This window comes from Streptomyces venezuelae (assembly GCF_008642355.1).
In the GTDB taxonomy this organism is placed as follows: Bacteria; Actinomycetota; Actinomycetes; order Streptomycetales; family Streptomycetaceae; genus Streptomyces; species Streptomyces venezuelae_B.
This window is the reverse complement of record NZ_CP029193.1, coordinates 2,827,747-2,844,169: the sequence shown is the minus strand read 5'-3', so window position 1 is coordinate 2,844,169 and position 16,423 is coordinate 2,827,747. Positions and strand designations below refer to the sequence as shown.

Annotated in this window: 21 protein-coding genes; 11 read left to right on the top strand and 10 right to left on the bottom strand. The window is 70.7% G+C overall.

Translation table 11 applies throughout. The annotated features are described in order from the left end of the window. Window positions 1–137: 137 nt before the first annotated feature. The 10 genes from DEJ47_RS13140 to DEJ47_RS13095 all read right to left on the bottom strand — a co-directional run bounded on the left by DEJ47_RS13140 (window position 138) and on the right by DEJ47_RS13095 (window position 9,191). Complete coding sequence (locus DEJ47_RS13140; protein ID WP_150168004.1) at window positions 138–605, bottom strand: hypothetical protein; 468 nt, start codon at window positions 603–605, stop codon at window positions 138–140. 207 nt (window positions 606–812) lie between these two features. After that, window positions 813–1,217 (bottom strand): hypothetical protein, encoded by a 405-nt coding sequence (locus DEJ47_RS13135; protein ID WP_223828336.1) that lies wholly within the window; start codon window positions 1,215–1,217, stop codon window positions 813–815. A gap of 91 nt (window positions 1,218–1,308) precedes the next feature. Then, a complete protein-coding gene (locus tag DEJ47_RS13130; RefSeq protein WP_150168002.1) occupies window positions 1,309–2,823 on the bottom strand; it encodes an ATP-binding protein in 1,515 nt (504 codons plus the stop codon). Between the two features lie 47 nt (window positions 2,824–2,870). Continuing rightward, window positions 2,871–3,413 carry a hypothetical protein gene (locus DEJ47_RS13125; RefSeq protein WP_150168000.1) on the bottom strand — a complete coding sequence of 181 codons (543 nt, stop codon included), beginning with the start codon at window positions 3,411–3,413 and terminating at the stop codon, window positions 2,871–2,873. A gap of 23 nt (window positions 3,414–3,436) precedes the next feature. Next, the gene (locus DEJ47_RS13120; RefSeq protein WP_150167998.1) at window positions 3,437–3,907 is read right to left on the bottom strand and encodes a DUF6238 family protein; all 471 of its coding nucleotides are present in this window, start codon (window positions 3,905–3,907) and stop codon (window positions 3,437–3,439) included. Between the two features lie 58 nt (window positions 3,908–3,965). Beyond that, a complete protein-coding gene (locus tag DEJ47_RS13115) occupies window positions 3,966–5,438 on the bottom strand; it encodes an SCO6880 family protein (RefSeq protein WP_150167996.1) in 1,473 nt (490 codons plus the stop codon). A 90-nt stretch (window positions 5,439–5,528) separates the two neighbouring features. Continuing rightward, window positions 5,529–6,881: an ATP-binding protein gene (locus DEJ47_RS13110; RefSeq protein ID WP_150167995.1), complete on the bottom strand. Its 1,353-nt coding sequence runs from the start codon at window positions 6,879–6,881 to the stop codon at window positions 5,529–5,531. 35 nt (window positions 6,882–6,916) lie between these two features. Then, a complete protein-coding gene (locus DEJ47_RS13105) occupies window positions 6,917–7,597 on the bottom strand; it encodes a hypothetical protein (protein ID WP_150167993.1) in 681 nt (226 codons plus the stop codon). Next, a complete protein-coding gene (locus DEJ47_RS13100; RefSeq protein WP_150167991.1) occupies window positions 7,597–7,914 on the bottom strand; it encodes a DUF6112 family protein in 318 nt (105 codons plus the stop codon). Before DEJ47_RS13100 ends, DEJ47_RS13105 begins: the two co-directional genes overlap by 1 nt. A gap of 140 nt (window positions 7,915–8,054) precedes the next feature. After that, entirely contained in the window at window positions 8,055–9,191 is a 1,137-nt protein-coding gene (locus DEJ47_RS13095) for a C40 family peptidase (protein ID WP_150167989.1), read from the bottom strand. Between the two features lie 522 nt (window positions 9,192–9,713). On the opposite strand from DEJ47_RS13095, the gene DEJ47_RS13090 reads away from it, so the two are divergent. From DEJ47_RS13090 to DEJ47_RS13040, 11 genes are all read left to right on the top strand, one after another. After that, the gene (locus DEJ47_RS13090) at window positions 9,714–10,469 is read left to right on the top strand and encodes a DNA-methyltransferase (RefSeq protein WP_150167987.1); all 756 of its coding nucleotides are present in this window, start codon (window positions 9,714–9,716) and stop codon (window positions 10,467–10,469) included. A 171-nt stretch (window positions 10,470–10,640) separates the two neighbouring features. Further along, the gene (locus DEJ47_RS13085; protein ID WP_150167986.1) at window positions 10,641–11,348 is read left to right on the top strand and encodes a DUF4913 domain-containing protein; all 708 of its coding nucleotides are present in this window, start codon (window positions 10,641–10,643) and stop codon (window positions 11,346–11,348) included. After that, the gene (locus DEJ47_RS13080) at window positions 11,345–11,833 is read left to right on the top strand and encodes a hypothetical protein (RefSeq protein ID WP_150167984.1); all 489 of its coding nucleotides are present in this window, start codon (window positions 11,345–11,347) and stop codon (window positions 11,831–11,833) included. The genes DEJ47_RS13085 and DEJ47_RS13080 overlap by 4 nt, the downstream gene beginning before the upstream one ends. Further along, the gene (locus tag DEJ47_RS13075; protein ID WP_150167982.1) at window positions 11,830–12,528 is read left to right on the top strand and encodes a DUF3631 domain-containing protein; all 699 of its coding nucleotides are present in this window, start codon (window positions 11,830–11,832) and stop codon (window positions 12,526–12,528) included. Before DEJ47_RS13080 ends, DEJ47_RS13075 begins: the two co-directional genes overlap by 4 nt. 29 nt (window positions 12,529–12,557) lie before the next feature. Next, complete coding sequence (locus DEJ47_RS13070; RefSeq protein ID WP_150167980.1) at window positions 12,558–13,019, top strand: GNAT family N-acetyltransferase; 462 nt, start codon at window positions 12,558–12,560, stop codon at window positions 13,017–13,019. Further along, window positions 13,016–13,696: a hypothetical protein gene (locus DEJ47_RS13065; protein ID WP_150167978.1), complete on the top strand. Its 681-nt coding sequence runs from the start codon at window positions 13,016–13,018 to the stop codon at window positions 13,694–13,696. The genes DEJ47_RS13070 and DEJ47_RS13065 overlap by 4 nt, the downstream gene beginning before the upstream one ends. Before the next feature lie 55 nt (window positions 13,697–13,751). Beyond that, on the top strand, window positions 13,752–14,471 hold the full coding sequence (locus DEJ47_RS13060) for a hypothetical protein (RefSeq protein WP_223828335.1): 720 nt from the start codon (window positions 13,752–13,754) through the stop codon (window positions 14,469–14,471). A gap of 198 nt (window positions 14,472–14,669) precedes the next feature. After that, complete coding sequence (locus DEJ47_RS13055; protein WP_150167976.1) at window positions 14,670–14,996, top strand: SH3 domain-containing protein; 327 nt, start codon at window positions 14,670–14,672, stop codon at window positions 14,994–14,996. A gap of 86 nt (window positions 14,997–15,082) precedes the next feature. After that, complete coding sequence (locus DEJ47_RS13050) at window positions 15,083–15,541, top strand: hypothetical protein (protein WP_150167974.1); 459 nt, start codon at window positions 15,083–15,085, stop codon at window positions 15,539–15,541. Next, window positions 15,538–15,978: a hypothetical protein gene (locus DEJ47_RS13045; RefSeq protein ID WP_150167972.1), complete on the top strand. Its 441-nt coding sequence runs from the start codon at window positions 15,538–15,540 to the stop codon at window positions 15,976–15,978. The genes DEJ47_RS13050 and DEJ47_RS13045 overlap by 4 nt, the downstream gene beginning before the upstream one ends. Before the next feature lie 11 nt (window positions 15,979–15,989). Then, complete coding sequence (locus DEJ47_RS13040; protein WP_150167970.1) at window positions 15,990–16,412, top strand: hypothetical protein; 423 nt, start codon at window positions 15,990–15,992, stop codon at window positions 16,410–16,412. Window positions 16,413–16,423: the final 11 nt, after the last annotated feature.

Genomic DNA, 16,423 nt, shown 5'->3' with positions numbered 1-16,423 from the left:
GTGGTCTTCTTGTCGGCCGACGTGTCGTCGCTGGAGCAGGCGGTCGCGGCTCCGGCGAGCAGCGCGGCGGAAACGAGCAGGGGAAGGGCGCGGACAGCGTTGCGGATGGGAGTTCTCCAGGGGCTTGGGCGAGTGGGTCAGCGGGTGCGGGAGGCAGCTGAGCGTGGCAGGGGGACAGGCGCGGTGGCGCTCGCGCGCGGGCTGCGGGGAGCGGCGGGCGTAGCGGTGAGCCGGTCGGCCGCCTGGTGGAGTCGGGCACCCGCCTTGTTGAGTCGGCCGCGGGCGCTGTCGATCCGGGCGTGCAGCCGAGCGCGTGTGGACTCCATCGACGTGGTGCGCTGCGCCGAGCGGGGCGTGGCGGCGAGCTGGTGCAGGACGCCGGCGTTGGCGACTGCTTCACCGAGGTCCGCCAGGGCGTGCCCCAGAGCGCCGGCCGTGTGCGTGAGCTGGGTGACCATGAGCCGGGTGATCTCCGCCTCGGGGGCACGGCCGCGGCGCAGGGCCCGGTCGGCGAAGGCCGCCGCGCTGGTGAGGTGGGTGATCAGTCCGGCGATGTCGCGGACGCGGTCGTCGAGGTCATCGAGGCTGTCGCTGCCGGAGTACACCGCGTCGTTCAGCGGCAGTTCGTCGGCCGCGTTGTGGATGCGCTCGGCCAGCGAGTGCAGCTGACTGACCTGGTCATAGGGAAAGGGCAGATGGACTCCCGGAAGTGAGCGGCGAGCGCCGGCCCCATCAGCGGGTTCGAGGGCCCGGACGTCGGGCCGTGCGTGCTGAGGGCACGGGCTGCCTGCGGAGCGTGGAGGTGGCCGGCCCTATCGGCCGCGCTTCACACGGGTCGACGGCGTGCTCGCGGGCGCCGGAGCGGGCACGGCACGTGCGCCGGGTGCCTGCCGGGAAGCAGCCTGGGACGCTGTTCCTTCCCGGTAGGCGCGGATGGTCTCTCTGAGGTTGTCAACGGCATCGGAGCGGCGAGCGGCGAGGATGTCGATCTGTGTGCCGCTGTTCTGGAGGACACCGAGGCTGTTGATCGACGTGTTCGTGGAGGCGGCGCGCGTCAGAGTGTCGGCCGCCCTCGACGCGGCGTCGACGAACTGCTGGTGCACGTGGTCCAAGTGGCGCGCGGCCGTGTACAGAAGGTCGGCGAGCGCCGTTTCTGGCTCCCCGGCCTGGAGCCGTGCGATGACGTGCGGCGATGCGCCGAGGGCTTCGTGCACCATCCGGGTGCCGGGGCCGGCGGAAGGTGGGAGGCTGGTTGGATTCTCGATGGGCATCCTCGGGATCGGGGGCGGGTGGCCCGTCTCGACAGGGTCAATGCATGCGTGCATCCGTGTCGAAAAGAGCCAGTTCGTGCGGGTGCAAGAGGTGTTGAACGATGAATGATCTTCCGGCGACCTTCCACAGACCGCGTCCGCGGTTGAGGTGGGAGATCGCGTCCGTCTCCACCGAGGTGAGCCCCAGCAGCGCGGCGGCGGCGTGGAGTTGGTCGGTTTCCTGCCGGTAGATGATGCGGGTGGAGCAGTCAGCCAGCAGGCCCTCGGCCAGCGCGCGTCCGCGGGATCCGGCGTCTCCGGCGGTGAGCAGGTCGGACAGTCGGTGGATGACCATCAGGTTGGCGATGCCCAGGCCGCGGCTGAGCTTCCACTGGGACTGCATACGGGCGAGCAGGCCGGGGTGGCGCATCAGCCGCCATGCCTCGTCGTAGACGATCCAGCGCCGGCCGCCGTGCGGGTCGGACAGAGCGGACTCCATCCACGCGGAGGCGCAGGTCATGGCGAGGACCAGGGCGGTGTCGTCGCCGGAGCCGCCGAGGCGTGACAGGTCGATGGTCAGCATCGGGGAGTTGGGATCGAAGGCGACGGTGCTCGGCGCGTCGAACATGCCTGCCAGGTCGCCGTGGACGAGGCGGCGCATGGCGTGGGCCAGGTCGCGGGAGGCGTCACCAAGACGACCGGACATAACGCCGCCCGCAGTGTCGAGTTCGTCGGGGTTGTTGAGAGTGGCGGCGATGTCGCCGAGCAGCGGGGTGCGTCCGCTCGCGGTGGCGCGGTCGACGACGGCGTCCAGGGCGACGTCGAGGCCGGTGTGTTCCATCGGCAGCAGGTCCCGCCCGAGGACGGTACGGGCCAGGGAGCCGAGCAGCAGGAGGCGGCGCTTGCGGATCTCGGACGCCCAGTCGGCCTCGGAGACGCTGTTGGGTCGCGGAGCTGCGTCCAGTGGGTTCAGCTTGCCCGGAAGCCCCGGTCCCAGGGCGATGGAGGTGCCGCCCAGGGCCTGGGCCACGGGTGTCCATTCGCCCTTGGGGTCACATGGGACGTAGACGCGGTATCCGAAGGCGATCGAGCGCAGCGCAAAACTCTTGGCGAGGGCCGACTTGCCCTGCCCGATCACGCCGGCCAGCAGCACGTTCGGGTTGGTGAAGCCTTCGATCTTTCCGTACAGCGCGAACGGGTCGAAGCAGAAGGAGGCTTCGGCGTGTACGTCGCGGCCGATGTAGATGCCCTCGGCGCCGAGGCCGCCCTCGGCGAGGAACGGGTACGCCCCGGAAGCGGTGGCGGTGGTCATGCGGTGGGCGGGCAGCTTGATCTTGGTGTGGCGAGAGGAAGCGGGGCCGGGACGGCCGCCCGGTGGGAAGAGCGACGCCGGCATCTCCTGCTCCTCGGCCCCGGCGCCATGGGTGTGGACGCCTGCTTCGGTGCGGGCCTTCGCGGTGGCCTCGGCGAGCTGGCGACGGGCCGCCTTGCGGGCAGCGCGATCGGTGCCGTGCGGGGTGAACAGGGGGCTGGCGCTGGCTCGGCGGGCGCGGCGGGCGGGCCGGTGGCTCATGAATCGGTGGCTTTCACGTGACGGCGATCAGGACGCAGTGCTTAAGGTCAGACGCGCGGTGAGGCGCTGAACAGGAGCGGCTTGCGGTAGCCCGCACCGTCCCCGGACCAGTCCAGCTCGATGTAGCCGTCCGCGAGGTACTGGTACTGGCCGCTGGCCTTCGTCTTGAGCGTCCCGGTCTCGTAGGAGCCGTTTCCGTTGCCGCTGCTGTGTTCGAGGGCGTGCTCCAGGTAGGTGTAGTTGGCGTACTTGACGACCGGGTCCGTGCCCGCGGTGGAGCGCTTGGTCTGCAGGTGGAAGCGCGCCTTGTTGAAGGTGAGGCTGCTGTGCTGGTTGGTCGCGTAGGGGCCGTCCCAGACGACCTTGGCCGTGGTGTAGATGTAGCCGCCGCTCCGCTTGGCGCAGAGTGTGACGTCGAAGTCCCAGTTGTCGGAGTCGGGGCCGGTGTAGCTCGGGTCGTCGACGGTGTAGCTGCTGGTCTTGCAGTGATACGAGGCGGCAGAGGCCGGGGCGGCGGTGGCGAGGGCGGCGGTTCCGGCGAGGGTGGCGACGATGACGGCAGTGGAGGTGGAGCGCTTGAGCTTGCGCACGCAGGGCCTTTCGGTGGTGGGGGTTACTGGCTGCAGGTGGTGGTGCGGCCGGGTGCCGGGGCGTTGAGGTCGGCCGGGGTGGTCTTGCGGCGTACGACGTGGCCGGCGGCGAGGTGGCGCTGGCAGATGGTCAGGACGGGTGGCCCCTCGGGCAGGCGCTCGGGGTGGCATTCGGTGCTCGCCGCGGTCTCCTCCGCCACGGGCAGGAGGTGGAAGGCGTCGTGGACGGCGGCGATGGCCTGCCACAGGCGGGTGTGAGCGGTGGCGAGCTGTCGGCCGGCGGCGGGATGCGCGGGCTGGGTGGCCTCGGCAAGCTGGTCGAGCAGCTGGTGCACCGCGGTCACATGGGCGTGCAGCACGTCGAGGTGCACGCGGTCCGCGGCCGAGGTCGGGTGCTGGGCGCGCGGGGCGAGGGTGCGCGTGTGATGGCGGATGCCGGCGCTGGCGGCCCGCAGGTACGGGTACGCGTCACCGACGGGGATGGCAGAGGTCAAAGGGGAAAGATTCCTTCCTGCCGCGACGGCAGGACGTCGGCGTATGCCGGGTGCGGGGTTACAGGGCGGTGCGGGCGAGCGGCAGGGCGCCGAGCGTGAAGGCGTCGGGCTGCTGGAAGGTCAGCCGCCGCAGGTCGACCTGGGCGGTGACGGCGGCGGTCTCGATCTGCGCGCAGGCTGCGTCGAGGAGGGCGTCGGTCTCGGCGGACACGGTGAGCAGTCCGGTCAGGGCCACGTCGGCGTGCCCGGCGATCAGCTGACGCTCACGATTTTTGACGTCCGCGTACTCGACACTGTCGGCCTCGGAGTCGACCTGCCCGCGGCGCGAGCGCTCGTTGGCGTCGGCGATGATCGCGGCCTTCTTGCGCTGGACGTCGCGCATCGCGGACTCGAGCCCCTGGGGCACGTAGATAAGGGAGAGCGTGCGGCGCACCCCGGCGGTGAACATCAGGCCGTGCAGAAAGCCCGCGGAGGTTTCGGTGCGGGGCCAGTCCTCGACCCAGTAGGTGGCGTGCCGTGCGGAATCGGTGGCGAGCCGGTCGTACTCCTCGACCTGGACCACGGGCCCGGCGGCGGCCGGATCGGCCTCGGCCCGCCCGGACTCCGACCACTGCTGCAGCGCGGAGAGCGCCCCCGGGTCGTAGGCGGTGCGGATGACGGCGGCGATCTCGCGCGCCGAGAGCCAGCCGGTCACCATCAGCCCGGAGCTGCGCGCGGCCTGCGCGATAGAGCTGGTGGTCTGCTCCAGCACCGTGAAGGCGCCGGGCAGGCCGCCGCCGGCCTGCGAGATGAGGCGCTTGGCCGCTTTCAGGTCGAGGCTGATGGCCAGGTATGCCTCGTGCGGGGCGGCGGCCGGTCCGGCGGAGGCGACGAGGTCGCTGTAGACCTGCCCGGCCACCGGTGTCTCGGGTCGTCCCTGATGGGCCCAGTGCCGGGCGAGGGTGTCGCCGCTGTCGGGGACGGTGCGCTCCAGGACCTGCACGGTGGCCACGTGTCCGGTTCGGGCGATGCCCGCCAGGGCCCGTCCCCATCCGGCGACGTTGTGGTTCTGCGTCGCGGGGTCCAGCAGGGCGAAGGCCCGGCTGGAGACCCGGGCGATGGCGGTCAGGGTCTGCTGGTGCGGGTCGTGAACGGCGGCGGCGCCGTTGGCGGAATCGCCCGGGGTGACCACCCGCAGAGAGGCGGCGGTGCCGGGCAGGTGCAGGACGCCGTCTTGGCGGGGACGGGTGACAGGCCGGGCGAGCCACAGGGTGTGCCCGGTGCGGCGGCGCCGCGCGAAGCGCAGGACGATCGGCGCCCAGTCGATCAGCGAGCGGCCGTGCCGGCGGATGGCGACCAGGGCGGCGACCACGGCCCACAGCGGCGTCAGGGCGATGGCGCCGAGCAGCCCGGTGGACACCACCGTGATCAGAAGCAGTGCCAACGCGGATGATACGAGGACGAGTTGGGGAAGGGACAGGCCGAGCAGGATGCCGCGCCTGGAGCGGTGGGGGAATTTGACGGTGAGCGGTTGGACGGTGAGATCAGACAAGGGCCGTTCCGGGGGTGCGCGGGGCGGTGGCCGGGGCGGCACGCGGCGAAGGGGGTGCGCAGCGCGTGCCGCCCCGGAGTCGGGCAGGGGCTACAGGCCGGTGGGCGGGGGTGGCGGCGTGCCGGTCCCGCCGGAGGCGTCGGCCGAATCCGGTGCCTGCGGGGCACCCTGCGGCGGAGGCGTGGAGCCGCCGGTGCCGGGCTGCGACATGAATCCGCTGCCGCCGCTGGGGGCCGAGGCAGAACCGCCGCCGCCTCCGGGCGCACCGCCCACCTGGCCGCTGGTGTCGTCATCGGGGCTGGTCGGGGGCGGCTGGACCGCCTTCTCCAGGCCGTTCTTGATCCCGTCGCCTCCGGAACCCTGGGAGCCTTGGCCTTCCTGGCCACCGCCTCCGGTGGGGTTGGCGGCGATGTCGCCGGGGAATCCGCCGCCGGCCGCCTCGGGACCTGCTGCGCCCGCTCCAGCTGCCGCGCCGCCAGTCCCCGCGGTAGCGACCGCGGCGGCGGCCTTACGGCCCGCCTTCTCGGCGTGCTGCCGGGCGAGCTGAGCGCCGGCGCCACCAGCGCGGTGGATCGACTCTCCATCCGTGCCCTCGGCCGCCCAGTGGACGAACTTGAACGTGGCGTACGGGCACAACAGGACCAAGACCATGATCACGATGCCTGCCATGACGTCGGCGAGGGCCCCGAGGCCGTCCTTGGCCTCGGTCTTGCCCATGGCGGCGATGCCGAGGACGAAGATGATGGTCATCAGCAGTTTGCTGACGACGAGGGTGGCGGTGGCTTCGATCCAGCCGCGTCGCCAGCGCCGGGCTACCTCCCAGCCGCCGCCGGCGCCTGCGAACACAGCGAGCGTGACCATGACGAGAATGCCGACCTTGCGGACCATCATCACGCACCAATAGAGGAACGCTCCGACGGCGGCTCCGAGCCCGGCGAACACCGCGACCAGCCAGCCCAGACCGGCCAGGGAGGGGATCTGGGAGACCTTCACGATGCGGCGTACGGCCGTCTCGATGGACAAGTGTGATGCCTTGAACAGGCCGGCCGACAGCGCGTCGACCACTTCGATGGCGACGGTCGTCAGGGCGATGGCGGCGAATGCGAAGATCACGCCGCTGGCGGTGCCGGTGAACGCCTGGCTCAGGGCCTGCCCGTCGCGTTTGACGGCGGCCCGGACGAGCTGCGCGCAGAATGTTCCGACCAGGATGACCAGGCCGATCGGCAGCAGCATCTCGTAGTTGTCGCGGAACCATCCGGCGTTCAGGTCGACTTTGGTGGTGGCGTCGACTGCCTTGGCGGCCAGGTCGGCCGCGGCCGCGGCGAGTTCGCCGGCGCTCTTGGCCATCCAGTCGCCAATCGCCTTGCCGGGGTCGGAGGCGAAGTCGACGGCCTCGCCGACGGCGCAGAGTTTGTCCGCTACGGGAAAGTCGCAGAAACCCAAGGGGAGTTGACCTCCTTATCGGTCGGTGAGGGGGGTCACTGCGTGACGCTGGGGGCGATGGCGGCCAGGGTGCAGTCGTGGTTGGGCCGGCACTGCACGGCGAGGGTCACGGCGCGGTCCTCGGCTCCGCCGCCGCCCTTCTTCCACTGGATCTGCTGCTTGCCGTTGACGGTGACGACGTAGATGTACGCCTCGGTGATGGCGGACGGGTCCTCGGCGAGGGCCTGCTTGAACGCGCCGGGATAGTGGCCTTCGGTGACCGTGCCGGTGGCGTGCTGGTCCTGGTCGGCCATGCGCGACCACAGCAGCGGGTCAGGGACCTGACCGGAGACCGAGGCCCAGTCGGCGTACTTGGTCTCCTTGGTCATCCACGCGCGCAGGCCGGCGAGTTGCTGATCTCGGCTGGTGTCGCGGGTGTCGTAGGACCAGAGCATTTCTGCTGCGGCCTTGGCGAAGGCGACCGGTTCGGCGATCTGTGGCGGCTTGGGCACCGATCCCGACCCGGCCGCGGGCTTCGGTGCGGCTTCGGCGGGCGAGGAAGTGGACGCCTGCGATGGCGTGCTGCCTTCGTCGTGGTGTCCACCGCGGCCGGTGAACCAGGCTGTGGTCGCGGCGAGGGCGAGCAGCGCGGTGATGACCAGGGCGACGATCGCGACGCGCTTGTTGGCCGACCAGGTCACGCCGTACCCGGACAGGGAGGGGAATCGATTCGGCATCAGTGAACCTGCGACCCCAGGCTGGAGAAGAACGCGACGATGCCGTTCGCGGCGCCGAGGCCGAGCGCGGCGCCGGCCGCGACGACCGCGCCCTTCTTGCCGTTGGCCTCGGCCTGGTGGCCACCGGTGTGGTGTCCCCAGGCCCACACGCCGAGGGACACGGCCAGGGCGCCGACGACGGCGATGATCCCGAACATGTTGATCGAATTGACCACGTTCTTCAGCACGGACAGTCCGGGCAGCCCGCCGCCCTTGGGGGAGATCCCTGGGTCGTAGGCGAGGAGGACGGCGGCGCGGTCTGCGAGAGGTATGGGCATAGGTGTGGCGGGACTCCTTGCGTGCGCGGGCCGTGCAGGGGCCGGCGGAAAGGGAGAGAGGGAGGGGAGGGGGTGCGCTCGCGGCGCGAGAAGGGGGCCCGGCAGGCACGGCCCGGCAGAGGTCCGGGCGGTGCGCGGCGTCACAGGACGCGGCGGACGGCCAAAATGTCCCAGTCCTTGATCGGAGTGATCCGGACCGGTTTCGATGTGCGCGGCGCCTCGATGACGAGGCCCTCGCCCATGTACATCCCGACGTGTTCGGGCCGGGCGGCACTGCCGCGGCTGAAGATCAGGTCACCGGGCTTCAGTTTCTTCGCCGAGACGGCCTTGCCTTCGTTGACCTGCGTGTACGTGGTGCGGGTGAGCTTGACGTCGGCGTGCGCGTACGCCTGCTGCATGAGCGAGCTGCAGTCGCAGCGGCCCATCGGGTCGGGGCCGTGGGAGTCGGTGCACGTGCCGCCCCACTGGTACTGGGTGCCGAGCTGGTGCATGGCCCATTCGATGGCTTTGCGGGCCTTCGGGTCGGCGTCCTTGGGGATCTTGTAGCCCTTCGGGACGCTGCCCTCGGGGATCCGCCCGAAGGACGTGCCGTCCTTGTCCGGTGCACATCCGCTGGTGCTGGTCTTGGACGCCTCGTCCTTGTCCTTGGCGGTGTCTTTGGCGGGCTTGCCCTCACCGGCGTCCGGGAAGGTCTTGGCGATGGCCTTCTGGAGTGCTGTGGCGAGGTCTTCCCACTGTGCGTAGGCGTCGGGGTAGCCGGATTTCTGAACGGCCTGGGCGGCTTGGGTGACCTTCATCTGCTGCCAGCCGTCGACCTTCAGCAGGTGCTTGTAGAACTGCTCGGAGGCGTAAACCGGATCGCGGATCTGCTGCGCGGTTCCCCACCCCTGGCTGGGGCGCTGCTGGAACAAGCCGAGGGAGTCGCGATCACCGGAGTTGAGGTTGCGCAGCCGCGATTCCTGCATCGCGGTGGCAATCGCGATGATCTGGCCCTTCTTGGGCACGTCGAGGCTGATGCCGGTGGCCACGATGGTCTGCGCGTTGGGAACTTGCTCGGCGGGCAGGTCCAGGCCCTGGATGTGGACGTCCTTGCCGTCCGCGCCATCGAGGATGTCGGTGACCTGTTTGGCCACCGCGTCGGTGTCGATGTCGGTCAGACAGCCGCTGAAGCCAGAAGTGCTGGCTGCTTCGCTGGAGGACGCCATCATCATGGCGGTGCCTGCGAGCAGGAGTGGAGAGAGGACGACGACGCCGATGCCGGCGGCTATGCCCTTCAATCCGGTCCGCCTCCCGGAAGGCGGTCACGGGCCGGCGGACGGATCGCGGGCAGGGGAGGGTAGAGCGATGTCACAGCGAGGTCCTTGGTGAAGTCCCGGCGGCGCGTGCGTCGTTGAGGAAAGGGCGCGACGTCCGGGTGGTGGGTAATTCGGGTGGCCCAGGTGCTGTCGCGAGTTGCCGCTCGCATCGGCACGGGGCGTCGGGTCAGGTGTGCCAGGACATGGGGATACCTCCACGAAGGCAGGGGCGGGGATGTGCCATCGGCGGTGTTCGCCGGGCAGTTCCAAAACAGTAGGGGCCGATCCCCGGTTGCCGAAATCCTTCGTGATCAAGGCTCTATTTCGGAGTTCTCAGTGGCGATGGCTGCCAACCGGGGATCGTGCCCTACAGTTTTGGCTCCTCCCCTTGCCCCCTCGCGCAGCAGACCGCGGAGCCGTCGGCCCGCATTCGGTCCCGTGGGGTCATCCAGGCGAGCTGGAGCGTCTCTCCCTCTCTCACCCGACCCGAATTGGGGTATCTCTTTGCCTTTTTCCCTGCATCAGGGCGACGCGCTCGGCGTCCTCGCCGAACTGCCGGACAACTGCGTCGACTCCGTCATCACCGATCCGCCGTACAACAGCGGCGGCCGAACGGCGAAGGAGCGCACGAGCCGGTCCGCGAAGCAGAAGTACACCTCCGCCGACGCCGGCCACGAGCTGCCGGACTTCACCGGCGAGAACATGGACCAACGGTCCTACGGGTTCTGGCTGACCCAGATCATGACGGAGGCGCACCGGCTGACCAAGATCGGCGGCACGGCGCTGCTGTTCACCGACTGGCGACAGCTGCCCATCACCACAGACGCCATCCAGGCCGCCGGCTGGCTGTGGCGCGGTGTGCTCGCCTGGCACAAGCCGCAGGCCAGGCCGCAGAAGGGCAGGTTCACGCAGAACTGCGAGTTCATCGTCTGGGCCAGTAACGGGCCGATCGACGCCTCCCGCAATCCCGTCTACCTGCCGGGCCTGTACAGCGCCTCGCAGCCCAGCGGCAAGGCGCGCCAGCACATCACGCAGAAGCCGGTCTCGGTCATGCGGGAGCTGGTGCAGATCGCCCCGGAGGGAGGCACGGTGCTGGACTTCACGTGCGGATCTGGCTCGACCGGGGTCGCCGCGCTGCTGGAGGGCCGCGATTTCATCGGCGTCGAGAAGACGAAGCAGTACGCCCAGGTCGCCTCCGACCGCCTGACCGAAACGCTGCAACAGACTCTTTCCCAGAACGATTTCACCCTCACCGTCTGAGGGTGATCCCGCTGCGCGGGGCGTGGCGTTAAGGCCCAGCCTCTGTATGCCTTGGCTACGCCGCGCGCAGCGTTATAGCGGCGAAGTCCCGGTTACCGAAACCGGGGATTCTCCGGATGGTTGGAGCCGCAATCAACGCCCTATGGCTGCGGCTCAAGGAGGCCCCTGTTCGTGCCTGAATCCATAAACCCCCCGGAGGACGCGGGGACGGAACCGGCCCACACGCCCGATTCCCACCCCCTGCCGGAGGAGGGGGAACTGGAGCCGGTCCGCGTGCCGGAGGCCGGTCTGGCGAGCATCCAGGCGGACGTCGCCAAACTGACGGCCCGATTCGCCGATCACGACCGCCAGATCGACACCCTCTCCGCCGCACCGCCACCCCCGGACTCGCCCTTCGGCGCCTACGGCCTGCCGGGGTTCGCGGGCCTGCCCGCTGCGCCGGCTCCGCCCGAGCCACGCCCGATCCTCGAGCTGGAGGACGAGGAGTACGAGGACGAACTCGATGCCCTGTCGGACTGGGTCGACGACTTCCTGGTGCGTGTCTACGGCGCGGAGGTCACCACCGCCGCGCCGTGGTGCGAGCAGTGGCAGGAGCACGAAGACGTCGTCGCCTGGCTTCACGCCCTGTGGCTCGCCTACCAGCAGCACAAGGACGCCGAAGCCGGACTGTCCGGCTTGTTCGTGTGGCACCGGGACTTCCTCACCCACGCCATGGCGACCGTCCGGGCGGCTGGCGGGCCGCTGTCGGCGTGCATGACCGATCCGGACCGGCCCGCGCACCGGGTGCTGCCCGGCCCTCGTCCCTCGAACCGCACCACCAGCGCCGAGGAGCCTGAGGAGCGCGAGGAGCCCGGCGCGCCGGGCCAGGCGAGCGGATGACCGGCCGCGAGGACCGGCCGCAGTACGGCCTGTCCTTCGACCCACGCGCCCTGACCGACCTCCTCCAGGCCCCCGTCGACATCCGAGACCTGGCCCTCGCCCAGCTCCAGGACATCGTCAACGCCCGCCTGTCCGGCACCAAGCTGACCCGCGACCTGGCCGGATGCCGCAAGGTCTACGTCGATCACCGCAATGCCTGGCGGATCGTCTACGCCCAGCGGCCCGCACCCGCGAACGCCACGCACACCACCGAGATCCACGTCGTGGCCGTGCGCCCACGCGAGGCGCACGACGTGTACGACGCCGCCCGGACTCGCCTCGGCATCCGCCGGCGCCCGCTGAGCGAGCGCACCCACGCGGCGCGCACCCGCTCGCCGCAGCTGGGCACGCGCCAGCCCGCCCCCAAACCGGGACCGCCGCCCTACGCGGTGCCCGGCCTACCCCAACCCGCACTGCCCCCGACCCTGAAGGGCCCCGCCCGTTGACGTTCCCCACCCTGATCGACCAGGTCGCCGCCGCCGTACTGGCGCCGGCCCAGGTCACCGAGAACCCGCACCACCGCGCCATCCTCGACGCCTTCACCGAGGTCCAGGAACTCGACCGGCAGCTCGTCGAGTTCACTGACGCCGAGCTTCCCGGTGTCTCTCCGACCGAGCAGCTGACCACCCTCACCGACCTGCTGGTCGAACGGATGGCAGCCGGTGCCGAGCTGAGTGCGCTGCTGTCGACGGCGTGCTGCTGCGCCGCCTCCTACGAGCCCGTCCCCGAGGACGCGTACGAACCATGGGACGACGAGGCACCCGACTTCGACCCTGACTTCGAAGGCGTCGACGGATTCGATGAGCCGGACGACCTCGACGATCTCCACGAGGACACCTGCGAGGAGTTCCTGTCCTGCCCCAGCAGCCCGCAGACGATCGTCCACGCGTGCCTAACCGTCTTCGAAGATGAGGGCGCCCCGGAGTACGTGAGCACTGCGGAGCTGGTCAAGCGCCTGCGTGATCTGCCCGGACAGGCCGATGGGCGCTGGCGCTACGCCGACCTCACCCCGCTACGGCTGGGCCTGCTCCTGCGCGGCTACGGGGTGCAGTCCCGCAAGCCGCGTGCCGGCGACGGCAGCCGCTACCGGGCCTACCGGCGCTCCGACCTGCTGGCCGCCCGGCCGTCCTGCTCCTGCTGAGACACCCGGTCCTCGCGCAGAGCCGACAGGTGACGGAGGCGGACTGGGACCTGGTCGCCGCCTTCCACGCGCAGTGCTCCGAGCAGAACCTGCTGCGCCGCTGGGGCCGCACCCGCATCACCCCGCGCGACCTGTCCCAGCTGCTCGGCCACACGCAGTGCTGGGTCGGGCTCGGCACGGACGAGCGGCCACTGGCCCTGGTCTGCGTCGGTCCGGTCAGCCGGGAGCCGGGCGTCTTCGATCTGGGACTGCAGGTCGTCGACCACCGTCACCGTCAGGGCATCGGCACCGCGGTGGCCCGGCAGGCCGCGCTCTTGGCTCGTACGCGAGGCGGCCACACCCTGGCCGCCTTCGTGCACGCCTCCAACGCGCCCATGCTCCGACTGCTCGACCGGCTCGGGCCGACCCGGCACAGCCGCGACGGCCCGTACGTCGAGGTCCGCGTCGACCTGGACGCGCTCACACCGGGCCCAGAGATGGCACCGCCATGACCTCACCCCTGTCCGACCAGCACACACCCACCGCCCTCGACCAGCGCATCGAGACCGCCGTGGGGTACGGCGTCCAAGAGCTGCACCGGCACCGCGACGACGGACTCCTCGACACGGCACACGCCGCCTTGGCCATGGCCCACCGCGACCTGGTGGCCGCCGAGCGGGACGTCGCTTTCCATCGCGTCCGCCTTGCTCGTCTGGCCTCCAGCGATCTGCCGGTGGACCAGGCGTTGTTCGCCAGAATCCAGCGCACCCTCGACCAGCTGGCGACGGCCGCCGCCGTCCGTGACGCGAAGCAGACCGCAACAGCTGTAGCGCTGGAGCCCATCGAGGCCGTCGCTCCTCGGCAGGCGCCACCGCAGGTCGCGACGAAGGACATCGCGGCACTGCTCGCCATCGCCCAGGGCGCCAAGCTGCATGAACACCTGATCACCCACCGCCTCGCGGTGGCGACTGCCGTGCGCACCCGCATCTCCTACGCCCAGCTGCAGCATCTGGAGGCGCTGGGCCTGGTGGCACGCGACACCTCGCACCCGGTGCAGGCCGGGCAGCCCGTCACCCTCACCGATGCCGGCCGCAGCGCGCTGACCGCACCGCGGCGTTCCAGCCCGCCCGGCACCACGCCCGCGCGACTGCCGCCCACCGTCTCCACCGCCTCCGCTCCCCACCGCTGAACGGCGTCTGCGCGCCGCGCGCACGCAACCCAAGGCGCCACGACCGAAAGCACCGATGTCCAGCTATCAACCCGACTTCCGCCTCGACGGATACGAGGCCGTCAACGACCATGTCGCCGATCAGTTCTGGGGGCATATCGGCAAGGCGCAGGACATGATGACCGTCCTCGCCGAGCACCACAGCGACGATGCCAAGCACAGTTTCTACGTGATGCACAACGGGGCCGTCACGTGGGGAATCCCTGGGGAGCCGCAACTCGTCGCCCTGCACCTCAAACGCGACCCAGCCGCGCGCAGCTACCAGTTCGACCACAAGATGCTGCCGCTGCCGTCCATGGCCCAGTCCTGGCTGATCGCCCGCGGCTGCCCCGAGGAGAAGATCCTCCTGCCCGAGGGTATGGGCACCGCCGCGGCGGACGAAGCCACCCGTGTCCTCGAACAGCGGCTGCGCAGCGACGGCGATCACTTCGCCTACGGCGTCAGCTACACCGACGACGCCAGCGACCCGGTGCAGACCACGGTGATGCTCCGCGCCATGGACGAGAAGGCGGCCATGCCCTACCGCGTGCTCCTCGAAGTGGCCGACACCACCACGTGGACGCACACCCTGCGCGAGGGCGGCTTCCAGACCTTCGAGGCCGCCACCGAGTGGTGGGAGGCGCACTGGAACGGCGATGAGCCGCCGCTGCCGACAACCTCGCCGGCGACCCGGCACACCACCGCCGTCCCCGGCCTGCCGGCCCGCCCCGCACCGCCGCGCGGGCCCAGCCGCTGAACTCCCGCTAGCGCAGCCGTATTTGCCTGGCAGGCTCCGATGCAATTGCGGCTGCCGTGTGGGAAATGGCGCGGAATGTAGCACGCAATCCCCGGTTACCGAAACCGGGGATTCTCCGGACTCTTGTTCTCAGCCCGCACGGCATCTGCCCGGGGCTGCTTCCGCATTCCCATTCCACGGCCCGGAGGTCATTTCCCCATGCGCGTACGCCGCATAGCGGAGTCCGCCGCTGTAGGAGGCGCTCTCGCCCTCCCGATCGTCTCTGCTCCCGCCGCCAGCGCGGCCACCACCATCGCCAGATGCTCGGCCCCCACGCTGCCGTACGCCGTGCACGCCAAGGCGGTGGCGATCCGCGCCAAGGCGACTGCGACGTCCGCCGCTGTCGGTGTGCTTTACCGCGTCCACCGGTTCACCGTCCAGAGGCGCAGCGGGAACTGGCGCCATATCGCTGACAAGACCGCGGGAATCACGGGCTGGGTGTTTGGGACGTACGTCTACCGCGACGTCGCCATGTGCCTCGACTGACCCGCCCGAAAGCAGTCCCGCATTCCGTGCCGGAGCTGCCGGTGCGGAAATCCCGCCCCAGACGCAAATGAAAGGAGACCCCTCCCATGCCCGACGCCAGCGACGACGTGATGGGCGTCATCACCGAGCGCATCGAGGAGCGATTCCAGATGCCCCTCGCCGATCTGCGCCGCGCCGTGACGGCGGCACCGGACGCCAACCCCGAGGCCACCGATGTCGTGCACTGGCACGGCCTGCTCGCCCAGACGCAGCAGGCACTCGACACCGCGGAGGACGCGCTCGTCCAGGCTCTGGGAGCCCAGCCGCCCGAGGTACTCGACGACTCCGTCATGGAGTTGGCCCACCAGGTCAACGCGGCCGTCGCCTCCCGCGACGGACGGGCCATGGTCGTGAACTACCTCCTGGACCCCAACGCACCTGGCAAGCGCGGACCCGGCGTGTGGCGCGGCACCTCCGCTGCCGCGCGTCGCGCACCGGCCCTCCCGACCGCCGCGCCCACGCTGCCCCGGACACCGGCCACTCCCGCACGCGGAGCCGTCCGGTGAGCGTCATCGACAGGTCCACCAGCCGCGATCGGGCACTGCAGGACGCGTTCGGCGCCGAAGTGGCCGAGCTGTACGCGCAGGCAGCCCGGGGCGAGGCCAATGCCGCGCTTCAGCGGGCGCTGGAACTGCGCAGCTTCCTCGCTGTCGCCGAGGAGCAGGTGGCCCGCGTCCGGGACCGCATCCACACCGCGCCGGCCACCGACGGGAACGAGGACGACCTGTCCGCCGAGGACTTGGGCTGGGACGCGGACTGGCTGGAGGCGGCTCTGGCCGGCCGGGACGGCTACACCGCCGCGCTCGACGAGCTGCTGCGCACCCTGCCGGCCCCGACTCAAGCACCAGCCGCACACGTCCAGTTGAGCCCCAAGATCACCGCCACCGCTCCGCTGGCCCCGGCAGCATCCCGCGCCGCGGCAGTGCGGATGCGACGTCCTTGAAAGCCCGCCGATTGCCCCCACCCGACACCCCGTCCCACGCCGCTTCCCAGCTCGTCGCCCAGCGCATCGAGGCGCTGTACGCACAGCCGCTCGCCGACCTCGAAGTCCTCGCCGATGCCACCCCCGAGGCCAGCCTGCTCGCGGCCCTGACCGGCAACCACAGCGATCTGGCCCTCGCCGAACGCAACATCGACTTCCAGCTGGAGCGGCTGCGTGAACTCACCGCTCCCGAACGGGAGATCGGCCGGTTTGACGCCGGCCACATCCTCGACTGCGCACGGCGTCTCGCCGAGTCCGTCGCCACCCGCGACGCCTACGCCAAGAGCACCAGCGCAGTCCTGGGCGGCCTGCGCCGGGTGACCGCCCCGGACACCCACGCGCCGGCCGCGCCGGTACCCGCCGCTCCGACGGCGACCACCTCCCGCACCCGCTGACCACCCGCACC